8 protein-coding genes are annotated in these 14,604 nt (G+C 56.8%); 4 read left to right on the forward strand and 4 right to left on the reverse strand.

The window, feature by feature from the left end; translation table 11 throughout:
* The first annotated feature begins 82 nt into the window (after positions 1–82).
* The 3 genes from OKC31_RS02670 (at position 83) to OKC31_RS02680 (ending at position 6,406) form a co-directional block, all read left to right on the forward strand.
* Positions 83–1,309 carry an exonuclease SbcCD subunit D C-terminal domain-containing protein gene (locus OKC31_RS02670; protein ID WP_201938343.1) on the forward strand — a complete coding sequence of 409 codons (1,227 nt, stop codon included), beginning with the start codon at positions 83–85 and terminating at the stop codon, positions 1,307–1,309.
* Positions 1,306–5,058 (forward strand): AAA family ATPase, encoded by a 3,753-nt coding sequence (locus OKC31_RS02675; protein ID WP_270656211.1) that lies wholly within the window; start codon positions 1,306–1,308, stop codon positions 5,056–5,058. The genes OKC31_RS02670 and OKC31_RS02675 overlap by 4 nt, the downstream gene beginning before the upstream one ends.
* 116 nt (positions 5,059–5,174) lie before the next feature.
* A protein-coding gene (locus OKC31_RS02680; protein ID WP_270656212.1) for an IS3 family transposase occupies positions 5,175–6,406 on the forward strand; the annotation gives its coding sequence in 2 pieces (ribosomal slippage) (positions 5,175–5,523 and positions 5,523–6,406; 1,233 coding nt in all).
* 91 nt (positions 6,407–6,497) lie between these two features.
* Here OKC31_RS02680 and OKC31_RS02685 read toward each other — a convergent pair.
* From OKC31_RS02685 to OKC31_RS02700, 4 genes are all read right to left on the reverse strand, one after another.
* Entirely contained in the window at positions 6,498–10,346 is a 3,849-nt protein-coding gene (locus OKC31_RS02685) for a zinc-dependent metalloprotease (RefSeq protein WP_201938346.1), read from the reverse strand.
* A 38-nt stretch (positions 10,347–10,384) separates the two neighbouring features.
* The gene (locus tag OKC31_RS02690) at positions 10,385–11,200 is read right to left on the reverse strand and encodes a hypothetical protein (RefSeq protein WP_201938348.1); all 816 of its coding nucleotides are present in this window, start codon (positions 11,198–11,200) and stop codon (positions 10,385–10,387) included.
* Between the two features lie 376 nt (positions 11,201–11,576).
* Positions 11,577–12,341, reverse strand: coding sequence for a DODA-type extradiol aromatic ring-opening family dioxygenase (locus tag OKC31_RS02695; RefSeq protein WP_149153329.1), 765 nt, complete (start codon positions 12,339–12,341; stop codon positions 11,577–11,579).
* Positions 12,342–12,508: 167 nt separating this feature from the next.
* On the reverse strand, positions 12,509–12,751 hold the full coding sequence (locus OKC31_RS02700; RefSeq protein WP_270656213.1) for a hypothetical protein: 243 nt from the start codon (positions 12,749–12,751) through the stop codon (positions 12,509–12,511).
* Between the two features lie 308 nt (positions 12,752–13,059).
* On the opposite strand from OKC31_RS02700, the gene pykF reads away from it, so the two are divergent.
* Positions 13,060–14,472, forward strand: coding sequence for a pyruvate kinase PykF (pykF, locus tag OKC31_RS02705; RefSeq protein WP_031227651.1), 1,413 nt, complete (start codon positions 13,060–13,062; stop codon positions 14,470–14,472).
* Positions 14,473–14,604: the final 132 nt, after the last annotated feature.

Here is a 14,604-nt window from a genome sequence, read left to right on the forward strand (position 1 = left end):
TACTTGAAAAAAGCACGGGGCATCCTCATCTTGTCCTCATCGGGTGCCACAGGCACCGTCCCTGCAACCGGGCTGCTTTCCAATGAAAATCCTCCATACCGCCGACTGGCACCTTGGCCATCAACTCCATGGTCATGACCGCCGTTTTGAACACGATGCCTTTCTCGACTGGCTGAGCGACACCCTCAAGGCGCGCGAGATCGACGCCCTGTTGGTAGCGGGCGATCTGTTTGATACCGCCAATCCCCCCGCCAGCGCCTGGCAACAGCTCTACCGTTTTCTGGCGCGGCTGCGCGCCGAGATGCCCCAACTCAACATGGTGCTGATCGGCGGCAACCACGACTCCCCCTCCAAGCTCGATGCCCCCCACGAGCTGCTGCGGGCCTTTGATCTGCATCTGGTGGGCAGCATCAGCCGCGACAGTGAGGGCAAGCTCGAGACCGACCGTCTGCTGGTACCGCTGCAAGACCGGGAGGGCAAGATCGCCGCCTGGTGCGCCGCCGTGCCGTTCCTGCGCAGCAGCGATCTGCGGGTGGAACAGTTGGCAGAGGGGCAGGACCGGCTGATCGAAGGAGTACGGCAAGTCTACGCCGAGGTGCTGGCCGAAGGGCGCGCCCGCTGCGGGGAGGATCTGCCGCTCATCGCCATGGGCCACGCCTATCTGGCGGCGGGCCAGCTCTCCGAGCTGTCGGAGCGGCGGGTGCTTGGCGGCAACCAGCACGCCCTGCCCGCCGAGCTCTTTGCCGGTGCAGACTACACGGCGCTCGGCCACCTCCATCTGGCCCAGAGCCCGGCCGAGGGGGTGCACTACAGCGGTTCGCCACTACCGCTCTCGCTTGCCGAAGCCAACTACAACCATCAGGTGCTGGAAGTGACCTTTGCAGAAGGCAAACTGACCGGATTGGAGCGGATCCCGGTGCCCCGCGCGGTGGAGATGATCCGCCTGCCCCAGAGCACCCTCGACGATGCGCTGAACGCCATCGCATCGCTCGAACTGCCTGATTGTCCACAAGAGGCACAACCTTTCCTCGAAGTGCGGCTGCTGCTGCCCAAGCCCGAGGCCCGCATCCGCGAACGGATTCTGGCGGCCATCGCAGACAAGCCGGTACGCCTGGCCCGCATCAGCACCCAGTATCAGGGCTCGGGAGAAGGACTGGCCGATGGTCGCGAGCGGCGCAGGCTCGATGAGCTCTCTCCCACCGAGGTGTTTCGCCTCTGCTATCAGCGCCAGTTTGAAGGGGAGCCCGAGGCTGGGCTGGTTGCCTCGTTTGAAGAGATCCTGGAGCAGGTGAAGGAGTCAAACCAATGAAAATCTTGTCTCTGTCAGGTGAGAATCTGGCCAGTCTGACCGGCCCCTTCACCATCGACTTTACCAGGGGTGCGCTTGGCGCCGCGGGTCTGTTTGCCATCACCGGCAATACCGGTGCGGGCAAGAGCACATTGCTCGACGCCATTTGTCTGGCCTTATACGACGAGATGCCTCGCTTTATCGCCAATCGCAAGAACGTGGCCGAAGTGGGCCGCATGGATGACGAGGAAAAGCTCAAGGCCAACGACGTGCGCGGCATCCTCAGCCGTGGCCACGCCAGCGGTTTTGCCGAGGTGCAGTTTCGTGGCTGCGATGGTCGCATCTGGCTGGCCCGCTGGGCGGTGCGCCGGGCGCGAAACCGCTCGGAGGGGCGCTTTCAGGCGCAGGAGCGCACCCTGACCGATGTGGAGTCAGGCCAGGTTTTCTCCGGCAGCAAGCGGGAGCTGCAGGATCGCATCGACGAGCTGGTGGGTCTCTCCTGGGAGCAGTTTCGCCGCGCGGTGATCCTGCCGCAGGGGGAGTTTGCCGCCTTTCTCAAATCGGACGCCAACGAGCGCTCCGCCCTGCTCGAACGGATGACCGGCACCGAGCTCTACTCCGCCATCTCCATCCAGACCTATGAACGGGCGCGGGAAGAGCAGCAGAAGCTGGCCACCATCGCCCAGCGCCTCGGCGACGTGGCGCTGATGGATGAAGCGACCCGCGAACAGTGGGTAAGCCAGCAGGTGAGCCTCTCCACCACCCTCAAGCACGAGCAGCAACAGCAGCTGCTGATGCAGGACTTGCGCGACCTCAACAGCCGCATTGCCGCCCAGCTGCAGGGCTGCGCCGAGGGACAGGCGGCGCTCGATGCCGCCCTGCAGGCCCACGGCGCCGCGGCCCCCGAGCGCGAGGAGTTTGCCCGTGCCGAACAGGCCCAGGTGGCCCGAGCCGATCACGACGAGCTGGCCCGCCTCACCCTTGAGGTACAGCAGCAGGAGAAGGTGATCGCCGAGCTGGGGCCGGAGCTTGCCAAACTCGAGGAGCAGACCCAGCAGAGCGCGCTGACCGAACAGCAGTTGCTGGCGGAGAAGATCGCCGCCGAGCGGGAATGGGGCGCCCTGCAACCCGAACTCAAGCGGGCACAAGAGCTCGATACCCGCATCAGGGAGAAAGTGCAGCAGTTGCAGAAGATCCAGCAGGAGGGGGCACAGGAGCGAGAAGTGCAACTCACGCTGGAGCAGGGCTGGCGCGAGCAGAGCCGACAGGTGGAGCTGCTCAAGCAGCAGCACCAGCAGTGGGGCCTTTGGCTCGAAGAGCACAAGGAGCTGGCACCGGTTGCCCGCCAGTGGCAGCCCCTGCTCACCGCCATGCAGGATTGGGCCGAGGATGCCGACAAGCTGCAGCAACTGCTCACCCTGCGCGATCACAAGCTGCGCGCCCTGCAACAGTTGCAGCGCCAACTGGAGCAAGGTCAGCAGGAGCGAGACTACTGGCAACATGAACAAGACCGACTGCAACAGCAACAGAACGAGCTGCAGGAGCAACAGTGGGAGAGCCGCCTCGCCAAGGCGCAAGAGCAGTGGCAACAGCAGACTGAACAACTGGGTCAGCTGCGCCAGCTGCTGGAGCTGGCCGATTATGGCCGCAACCACGGCGAGCAGCATGGCCGCTTGCAGCAGGAGATTGGCCAGCTGGAGCAGGCGCTGGGCAAGCTCGCCACCCTTGGCGAAGAGCTGGCGCCAGCCCGCGAGCGGCTCGCCCTGCAGCGGGATGAGGCGCGCCATGCGCTGGAGCAGTCCCGCGCCATCGCCAGCTTCGAGCAGTATCGCCACATTCTGAGCGATGACGAACCTTGCCCGCTGTGTGGCGCCAAGGAGCACCCCTACAGCCAGAGCCAGCCGCAGGTGGCGGGGATCCTGGGTCAGTTGGCTGAACGGGTCCGCAGTCTGGATCTCGAATGGGAGCGGCTCAACCATCAATACATTCAGTGCGAGAGCGAGCGTCAGGAGCTGGCCCGTCAGCTGGCGGTGCGCCAGCAACATCTGCCGGAGCTGGAGGCACGCGCCGAGCAGCTGACCCAGCGCTGGCAACAGCTGGGAGGCGATACCCTGCTCGGCCATCCGCTGCCGCTGCGCCAAAGCCCCATTGAGTGGAACGAGCTGATGAGCACACTGCTTGGCCGTGGCCAGGCGCTGGAGCAGGGGTTGGCCCAGAGCCAGCAGCAGCTGCGTCAGGCCCAGCTTGGCCAACAACAGCTGCAAGGGGTGCGTCAACAACTGAGCCAACTGGCTGCCCAGCACCAGCAGTTTGACCAGCAGTGGCAAGAGGCCGACCGCCAGCGCATCGCACTGGAAGGGGAAGTGAAGGGGATGGGCGAGCAGGAGGCGACCCTGCGCCAGCGCCTCGAACAGGGCGCCCACCGCCTCGACGAGCAGATGGGCGGCCAACCGTGGCGCCAGTGGCTCGGCAGCCAGCAGTGGCACGAGTGGCAGCGAGCCTGCGAAGCCTGGCTGCACGGCCAGAGCGAGTGGGAGCGGCTGGCCAGCGAGATCGCCAGCCTCACCCCGGCCCTGAGTGCGCAGGAGGCACGCCTGCAGACCCAGCGCGAGCTGCTGCACAAACTCGAGCGGGACTACAAGGAGCACGAGCAGCAACGGCAGGGGCTGCTCACCAGCCGCAGCGATTGTCTCGGTGGCGAGGAGATCCCGCTGGTCGAGAGCCGCTGGCAACAGCGTCTGCAACAGCTCGCCAGCGAACTGGAGCTGATGCAAAGCAGCGCCCGCGTTCTGCGGGAGCGGCAGACCGAACTCAAGACCCGTCTCACCCATGTGGAGCAGGAAAAGCAGACCAGCAGCCGCCGCAAGCGGGAGGTGCTAGGCCGCTGGGCCGCCCACGCCAGCACCCTTGGCATTGCCGAGTACGACCTGCGCCGCCTGCTGGCCATCAGCCCCGATGAGCTCAAGGCACGCCGCGCCGCCCTGCAAGGGCTGGAGGATGCTGTTGGCGAGGCGCGCACCCGCCTTGCCGAGCGGCAACGGGCGCTGGCACTGGAGGAGAGCAAGCGGGATCGCTATCGCGAGCACCACCCCGAGCTGGCCGCCCTGCCGGATGCAAAGCTGAGCGAGCAGCTGGCGGCACTCGATGCCCGCTGTCGCGCCCTTGAAGAGCAGCTGTTCGAGTGCAAGAGCAAGCTGGCACAGGCCGAAGCAGCCGCTCTCAAGGCAGGCAGCCTGCAACAGGAGCTGGCCGCCCAGCAGGCGGTGGCCGACCACTGGCAGCAGCTGTGCGATCTGATTGGGCAGGCCAACGGCGCCAAGTTCCGCACCTTCGCCCAGAGCCTCACCCTTGAGCGCCTGTTGCTGGAGGCCAACGCCCAGCTCGCCGAACTATCACCGCGCTACCGGCTGGAGCGAGTACCCGGCACCGATCTGGCGCTGCAAGTGGTGGATCTCGACATGGGGGACGAGGTGCGTTCGGTGGACTCCCTCTCCGGTGGCGAGAGTTTTCTGGTGTCGCTGGCGCTGGCGCTGGCCCTCTCCAGCCTCTCGTCACGGCAGACCCAGGTCGAGTCGCTGTTTATCGACGAAGGGTTTGGCACCCTGGATCCGGACAGTCTGGATCTGGCGCTCGCCAGCCTCGACTCCCTGCAGGCCGCCGGCCGCCAGATCGGGGTCATCTCCCACGTCCAGACGCTGGTGGAGCGGATTGGCGTGCAGATACGGGTCGAAGCCCTCGGCGGCGGCGAGAGCCGAGTGATCGTCCCGTAAGCGAGAGCCCAGACCATGACATGAAAAAGGCCCCATCATCAGATGGGGCCTTTTGCCAAGTTTTGTCCCGTCCTGAATATGGTTTACACCTTTCCTCCCAATAAATGGAGAACCCGATGGGACAAGGTGTGAAACGGACACAGCGCGATTACTCGCTGGCTTTTAAATTGGCACTGGTCGAGCAGATTGAAAAAGGCGAGCTCACCTACAAACAGGCTCAGGTGCGTTATGGCATTCAGGGCCGCTCCACCGTTCTGGTATGGTTGCGTAAACATGGTCGGCAAGATTGGAGCCAAGGGGCTTCTGTACGCGCCGGCAGGAGCATCACCATGCCTGACCCCGACAACCAGACGCCCGAACAGCGCATCAAGGAACTCGAGCAACAGCTGGCGCTGATGAGCCAGAAGGCCCAGTTCTTTGAGGCCGTCGTCGATGTACTGAAGAATGACTACGGCGTCTCCATCGTAAAAAAGCGACCCGGCAAGTCCTCTCGCAGCGGCAAGTCGAGAGGCTGACCATTGTCAGGGCTTGCCTGTTTCTGGGGATAAGCCGGCAGGCCTACTACAAGCGCAATCGGGTCGCCGACGAGCGCCATGCACAAGGGCTACAGGTGGTGCGCTTTGTGCGTCAGGTTCGACTGCGACAACCGCGGGTGGGCACTCGCAAGCTGCATTATCTGCTGCAGGGTCAGGGTGATGGCGGGCTCAAGGTCGGGCGTGACAGGCTGTTTCAGATATTGGCCGAGCACCGCCTGCTGGTGCTGCCCAGGCGGGCGTATCACAAGACCACCCACAGTTTTCACCGTTTCTACCGTCATCCCAACTTGCTCAAGGCGGGGCCAGAGCAGGTCACGCCGGTGGCCCCGGAGCAGGTCTGGGTCGCAGATATCACCTATCTGCCCGCCAGGAGCGGACCGCTGTACCTGAGCCTGGTGACGGATGCCTACTCACGCAAGATAGTAGGCCACCACGTACACGAAGGAATGCACGCGGAGTCGGTGGCGATGGCGATGGCGATGGCGTTCAAGAAAGCACTGAAGCAACGGCGTGGCAGCGGTGAACTCATCCACCACTCGGACCGCGGCGTGCAGTATTGCTCGGTGCTGTATCAGTCATTACATGAACGGTACGGGGTGAAATGCTCGATGACGGATGGGTATGACTGTTACCAGAATGCGTTGGCGGAGCGGGTGAACGGGATTTTGAAAGGAGAGTTATTGTTGCAAAGCCCGCAGGATTTGGCGCAAGCGCGGGAGATGGTGCGTGAAGCGGTGGATATTTACAACGCGGAGCGGCCGCATCATGCGTTGAAATACAGAACCCCCGATGCGGTACATAGGGGGTTCTGAGTGGAGCAACGCTAGCCGAAAATGTGTAAACCTATTTCAGGACTAGACATTTGCTATCAACCACTACGACAGTGATTAAAATGGCCACATATTATCTGGGGAGCGCCTCAAGCGGGCTCAACAGCTCATTTTGCAGACCCTTATTATTGGTTTGGGCCAACACATAGGCAATAACAGCCCTATCACCACGCCAGAAACTCTTCTCCTCTGCAGAAAGTGCCGGGTCTATCCGTCTTGCTGCAATCTTGGCACTCCATTCAGGTAGCCAGCCGGTTACCAGCGCCCAGTACTTCTGATCGATAGTGCTACCTATGCTGTCAAATGTCCGCCACGCAAGCTGCAGCTGACCATCGGTATAGGTTTTAGTGGTCCCATCCAGCTTAAACCCGGCACCACTGATAACCAGCGATTTAAGGGTTGCATGGTAAGGCTGACCCGCCGACCAGGCATCCTTCAAATAAGTCAACATGTCAGCGTTAATGGTATGAGCCACTTTCACCATATTCAGTCTGGTTTCAAGCGGGAAGGCATCACGAGTTTGAGTCGCCAAGATCATATCGCCATACACATCCCGCATACGTAAACCAAACTGGAAGGAATTGACCAGGTTAAAGGACTCCTCAATGCGCTTGGTATCACCAATTGGCGTGTTGTTAAAGTAGTACTTGATGGTATCGCTGGCCAGCACATTGCGTGGTGATACCTGATAACGCGCATCCTTGTACTCTATCTGGCGTCCAACCAATCCATCCGTCGTCACAGCAGGCAAACGGACATAATCAATCAATGTACGCGCCGTGTCGCTGAAGCGAATATCATCTGTCTTGCCCCATTTCTCAATTTGAGTCAGTAACGCCTTATCCAGACGTGTATTGGCGTCGAATGGCAGGCCGAAATAGCGGTTCAACAACATAAGGCTAGGACTGAGGCTCTCAAGTGTGCGCTTGGTCTCCCAGCGGTATGGGGAAAAGGGGTACACCTCTTTACCATCCTTGTCGATAAAAGAGACCCATTGTGGCAACTCCTCACCCAATACCATCGCCCGGATCTGCGCAATCAACCGCTCCTTCACCAACGGCAAATCAACCAAAGCCATTGCTTCGCCATTGTCTGTCCAGCGATCCGTACTTCTTTGTACCAGATACTTCATTGCCAGCAACTTGTCTGGCCAAGACCCCAATACATCCCGGTCATTGCTGTACTTATGATTGGGATCATTCGGGCTTACCGAATCCAGTGGTACACCATCGCGCGTTTCAGAGAGCACCTGATAACCTCTGGAGTCCTGTTCCAGTGCCACCGTGAAATCCACATCAAAACAGCTGGCGGGGAAAGACTTGCCTTTGGGAAGCGATGACTTCACGTCACTGTAAAGCTTGGTCAGTGGCAACTGCTCAATCGCACCATTCCCTGTTTTGACTTCACAGACTTTGTCGGGTCTGGCCACCACACCCAGCAGAAAATCTGCCGCATCAACAGCAGCTCTACTGTAATCACAGAACCAGTAATCACTTTCAGCGGAGCCCTGTGGGTTACAATAAGCAGGGTTGGCAGCCAATTGCTTGATACCGATACCGAATCGCTGGGTAAATACCCGGTCAATATTCTTGTAGTCTTCCAGTAGATCCCGAACTTCAGAGAATGTCCTCATCCGGCCAATGGTGTAATCAACCAGGTTGTCATCACGGAATGTCTGCTTGTCTTCGCGGGTATTGCGGCGCTCATAGCTGTCCAGATAGGACTGCCGTTTGAACTGCATCATCTCGACCAGATTGGTGCCTTCGTCAAATCGCTTACAATCGCTGTTGAGCGAAACATTACCATCGGTACAAAAGGCATAGCTTTTCAACGCCAGCTTCTTATCTTGCAACGCTGTATTGAAAGAGCTGTCTAGATTGCTCCAGGAAGAGAGCGGGATCCCATCTTTAAGATGATCTTTCAGCGCAGTTAACTGACCAAAGCGCACACGGTAGTCATTCTGCAAATAGGCCGTGTCCAACTCACTCAAACTCAGCAATGCGGTTGGCCGACGGCCAGCGTCATCAGGCTGACCATATGGCACTTCTACTTGACGAGCATAGGCAAAACGCAATGCAGCTCTGTCATATGGGCCGAAAATAGGGAGCTCGTCAAACTCGGACGCTGCATAATCCATGATGGAGCTATAAGCAGGAACATGTTGCAGTCCCAGGGATTTCGCTTCATCCACCGAATAGAAGTTCTGTTTGTCCGTCGAACCGGCGAAGTTGTGACGCAGCCCCAGATTGTGCCCGAGCTCATGCACCAAGGTGGAGCGATACATATGTGCTGAAATCGCATCGCTGATCTTGCTACGTTGCTCGCTATTTAGCTCTTTCCATTTTTTAAGGCGAGTCTTCTGATCATCCAGATAGAGGCTGGCATCCTGATAGTCAATGCCCGATACCAATCCCTTGCTGGTCGACGATACCCAGATAGCATCTTCACCAAATGCATTATTTTCAGACCAGCGCTTAATTCTGGCTTCATCAGCCTTGATAAAATCGGCTAGTGACGAATCCACACCAGGCTGTACCAATGTGGCCGATGTCCCTTGTTTTTGATTCTGGCGCGGCATGCTTGCCAGGGAATCCTGCACTTGCTGGAAGTCACTGTCCGCCAAGAACTCGGTGCGACCACCTTCCGCAGTTAACACCGCATTGTTCACCGCCTCAAACGTCACCCCGGCGGTGACTGCTTCACCAACAGACTTCAAATCACCGCGGTTGAAATGACGCACAAGACTGTTCCAGGTACGCGGTACCGCAGTTCGGATTACTCCTGAGTACTGGTTGACATGCGCTTTGACAATTTCACCTGTCAGCGGGTTGGCAACAGATGGACCATAACCGAGCAAACCATTGGCCAACGGTCGGTCAATCAGGTTGATCATATTGACGCGCAGATCACCAACCTGCTTGCCACTCCCTTTGTCCGGATTAACCAGATTGATCGGTGGCACTCCGGTGCCGGCCAATACCTTGTTGATATGCTCGATAGAGCTCAGTGTGACATCCAGAAACAGTTTGTTTTCCGGTTTGAAGAAGGTATCGCTCAGGTAGTAATCAATTGTGCTTTTGCCAGGATTAAAACGGTTAAGATAGGCGCGTTCACTACCATCTGTCGCAGCCCCCTGTTCATCGAGCTTTTCGAAAGTTGAATCAAAAAATCCAAATACACCGTCATCTGCCGAAGCATAACGAATCGGCTGATAATCTTTGGATGCAATCTTGTCGAGCTTGACCAGTGAATAGTAAAAACTCGTTTTAAAAGAGAGGTCGTTGAAACCAGTATTGAGATAGTCACTCATCGCACTGCGGTTGACGGTAAATGTACGCTCCAGCTCAACGTTAATAACACCTTTGGCTGCATCCATCTCCCACCGTACTACCCGAGGAGTAGCCGTTTCCCGCACGTTGTCATTTTTGTACCAGAGATCAATGGTGTTTACTTCATGTCCTTTCAAATCCTTGAACTTGGGATGGAAATAGCGCTTCTGATCCCAAAGTACATTGGCATCGCTATTCACCTCTTCCTTGCGAGTGCATTCTCCATAAGCATCTTCCGCGCAGCGATAATCCAGATAATCGCCAGGAATAGTCAACACGGGGGCAACATCATTCCAACGTGGTGGTTGTCCAGGAGCCGTTGTATCTCTATCGACCTCAACAACCCGCAATCCCTCCTCAACAAATTGCAGTTTGACAATTTTCTCCTCCCCCTGAAAGAAGGGATCCATGTTCACTGCATATCTCGGAGCATCTGCCGTCGAAGGGACATAAAGCCAAAGCTCATCAGTATTAAACTGCTGCCATGCCTGTTGCTCTACTGCCTTGGGAACCTCTTTATAAGGCTCATCGCCAGCACCACATCCAAATAGAAAAAAGCTGACTGTGGCAGCTATGATTGTTTGCTTCATCATATTAAAGGGATCCTTCCTTTTAATTTTATTTTTATTAATTAAAAACTGTAATCAACTAACAGAGACCAAGTGGCATTCTGCTTGTCATATAGCGATACAGAACCTGTAGCTCCTCGTTCAAGGTCATAGACAATGCCGGTATTGGAATACATCAATCCAACAGACCATGACTCGTTAAACTCGTAGAACAGACTCTCCGAGTGAATGTAGTCATCCTTTTTACGGTTGCCTGAGTAGCTCCAATGACTGTTCAACACCAAGCTGGCATTAAAAGACCACTTGTCCCAAGGTGCATAATCAAGGCTCAGCAAATTTTCCAGAGTCCACTCTTTCAGGGTCTGGCCACCCCGAGTTTTGTACTCATGAAAATTTTTCATTACCCTAGGCTGCCAGGTAAATTCAAGTGAAGTTAGAAGCAGACCGAGATCAATCGTTAGAGGTGTCGCAACCCTCAGGGATGTATGAAGATCATCTTTTTTACTCTGCTCAGACATTGGCAAACGAATGCTGCCATCCATGCCCAATGTAGCCCAACTATTCAAGTCGAACAGTTCAGAATGACCATACTTAAGCCAGGCATCACGCCAGTATTGCCCTTTTGGGTTATCCAGTGAATGAAAGCCAGCCAAGTTCAAGCTCAACTTGCTATCATTGATGAATGTGTAATCAACAATACCAGTTAAACCAACGGTCCTCGCCTCATGGTAAGAGCCCCTTTTATAGAAGTTGCTCGTATAGTCTGCTTCCAACAGACCGCCCCATGGTGACTCCTTCTGTGAAGAGCTGTCATCGGCGATCGCAAGCGGTGATAACAGTATGGCGGCCGTGCCAAAAAGTAACATCCGATATGTCATATCCATTTCCATAAATAACTAAAAGAATCTTGTCTCATGAAAAGACAAGATGAATCTTTTACCTGTAATTCACGAAAACAGCAAATAAACAACCCGGCAAAATTTTAAACCACAAAAAGTGCCATTCACAACAACAACCACACAGTTATCCTAGTGCGCACAACACAATAAGTTAAAATCAGGGTCAACAGCTCAATAATTGAACTAAAACAATCTTGTTTGTTATTAGTATTTTTGCTTTAGCGAGGAATTTTATCCTTATGAATACCGCAAGATAAATGTCAATACGCTCAATACACTTGTGCCTATGCCATCTATCTTTATCCATATGACAAACCGATAAGATATTCCTTGCCTTACCAGTATAAAAATCAATTCAGCCGAAGCGGTAGGCGCCCATATAGAGGCTGCCGCCATCCCAGCTCTCGTGCAGCCGGGTCGGCGCCACACCATCGGCCGCCCCCAACGCCACAAAGAGCGGGCGCAGATGATCATCGTGGGGATGAGACTCCACCGCTCCGGGGGCCTGCTGGCGATAGTCGAGCAGCGCCAGACGATCCTCGTCGGCCATCTTCTGCTCCAGCCAGTCGACAAACTGGCTGGCCCACTCCGGCACTGGCGAGCCTTCCGGTGCCAGCGCCCGCAGGTTGTGGGTGATGGCGCCGGAGGCGAGGATGCCAATCCCCTGACTGCGCAGCGCCCCCAATACCTCTCCCAACTGCCACAACTGGGCCGGGGTGAAACTCGCGGGAATGGAGATCTGCACCAGCGGGATCTCGCTGTTTGGGTCGATCAGGGAGAGCGGCGACCAGACTCCGTGATCCAGCTCGCGCCGCACCGGGTTGGCGGTCAGTCCGGCCAGTGCCAGCTGGTCGCTCACCCCTTGTTGCAGCCACTCGGGGCTGCTGGCAGGCCAGCGCATCCGGTAGAGGGGCTCGGGAAAGCCGTAAAAGTCGTACATCAAGGCCGGTTTGGGCTCAACGTTGATCTGCAGCTCGCGGCTGAACCAGTGGGCGGAGATGACCACCAACCCCTTGAGCTCACCCAGACGCAGGGTTCGCAGAAAGCGGGTGGCGGGTTGCTCACGCAGCACCAGATCCGGTGCGCCGTGGGAGATAAACCAGACGGGGGCGAGGGACATAAAGCGGACTCCAACAAAGTATCAGGGGGCGATACCGGAGGGGATATCGCTGTTGGAATCGATTATCCCCCTGCCATGAAAGGTGAACAATCCAGCAGAATAGATAAGCACTATCAACCAATGGTTGATAATTACACGCCTTCACGACAGGGAATCGGCAATAGATATCAAGGCTGCGGCGCATCCGGCAGCGGTCGGGCTACACGAAGCGCCATCCGGGTCGCTGCACTGTGATCCTGCCACTCTCGCCACGCCAATCCCTCGGCGGCCGCCTCCCCTTTCACCGGATGGGAGAAGATCGCCAGCAGACCGGCATTGTCAGGCCAGTAGCGGGCTGGCAGCATCTGAACCAGCAGCAGGGCGGCGCCCAGCAAGAGCAGAGCCCATCCGGTTTCATGGCTGTTTTTCATCCCGACCTCCTTCACCCTTGCGCCAATGAACTAACATTTTTGCGCAAGCCGGTGACAAGACGGTGACAGCGGACGGGTGGTCATTTTACAACATCTGAACCTCAACCCGGCCAAACAACCACAGATGGCAACATTTGTATCCCTTCAGCCCGAACCTGTGGCCGTATGCTCTAAAATGTGACTCACAGGAAAACGTTATCCCTGAAAAGAAAACGTTATCTGGTCAAAACGTTGTTTCTGGATCATAAAAAGATTCCAAAAACTGGTGTATATTGCTCGGCGGAAATTCCTTAACCATGAAGATTGACATGAAAAAGACCAAAATTGTCTGCACCATCGGTCCGAAGACCGAATCCAAAGAAATGCTGGCCAAAATGCTGGACGCCGGCATGAACGTCATGCGCCTGAACTTCTCCCACGGTGACTACGCCGAGCACGGCAGCCGCATCAGCAACCTGCGCGCTGTAATGGCCGAGACCGGCAAGCACGCAGCTATCCTGCTGGACACCAAGGGTCCGGAAATCCGTACCATGAAGCTGGAAGGCGGCAACGACGTCGCGCTGGTCGCTGGCCAGACTTTCACCTTCACCACCGACCAGACCGTGGTTGGCAACAAAGACAAAGTGGCTGTGACCTATGCCGGTTTCGCCAACGATCTGCGCGTCGGCAACCGCATCTTGGTTGATGACGGCCTGATCGGTCTGGACGTTATCGAAATCACCGAGCGCGAAGTTATCTGTAAAGTGCTGAACAACGGTGACCTGGGCGAGAACAAAGGCGTTAACCTGCCGGGCGTCTCCATCAAGCTGCCGGCCCTGGCCGAGAAAGACAAGCGCGACCTGATCTTCGGTTGCGAGCAAGGCGTTGATTTCGTTGCTGCTTCTTTCATCCGTAAGAAAGAAGACGTTCTGGAAATCCGTGAGCACCTGAAAGCCCACGGTGGCGAGAACATCCAGATCATCTCCAAGATCGAAAACCAGGAAGGTCTGGACAACTTCGACGAGATCCTGGCTGTTTCCGACGGCATCATGGTTGCTCGTGGAGACATGGGTGTAGAGATCCCGGTTGAAGAAGTTATCTTCGCCCAGAAGATGATCATCGCCAAGTGCAACAAAGCCCGCAAAGTGGTTATCACTGCCACCCAGATGCTGGACTCCATGATCAAGAACCCGCGTCCGACCCGCGCCGAAGCTGGTGACGTGGCCAACGCCATTCTGGACGGTACCGACGCAGTGATGCTGTCCGGTGAATCCGCCAAGGGTAAGTACCCGCTGGAAGCCGTGACCATCATGGCCACCATCTGCGAGCGTACCGATGCCGTGATGCCGTCCAACCTGTCTGCTGCCAACGACAGCAACAAGCTGCGCATCACCGAAGCCGTATGTAAAGGCGCCGTAGAGACCTCAGAGAAGCTGGACGCCCCGCTGATCGTGGTCGCTACCGAAGGCGGCAAGTCTGCCAAGGCCATTCGCAAGTACTTCCCGAAAGCCTGGATCCTGGCTATCACCACCAACAAGAAAACTGCTGCCCAGCTGGTTCTGACCAAGGGTGTGGTTGCTCACGTGGTTGACAGCATCGCCTCTACCGACGATTTCTATCGCATCGGTAAAGAAGCCGCGCTGGAAATCGGCATGGGTCTGAAAGGTGATGTGGTTGTGATGGTCTCCGGTGCTCTGGTACCGAGCGGCACCACCAACACCGCTTCTGTTCACGTTCTTTAATCAGAGCTGAACGAGTTGAAAACGGCGCCTGCGGGTGCCGTTTTTTTTGTCCCTCCCCCCTGCTTACCTGACAAGCCCGGTGTTAGAATCCACGCGAATTTAATCTATGCGGGAAATCTCCCGAATATCGCG

Origin of the sequence: Aeromonas sp. Y293-4, from assembly GCF_027705905.1 — a bacterium.
GTDB classification, from domain to species: Bacteria; Pseudomonadota; Gammaproteobacteria; order Enterobacterales; family Aeromonadaceae; genus Aeromonas; species Aeromonas veronii.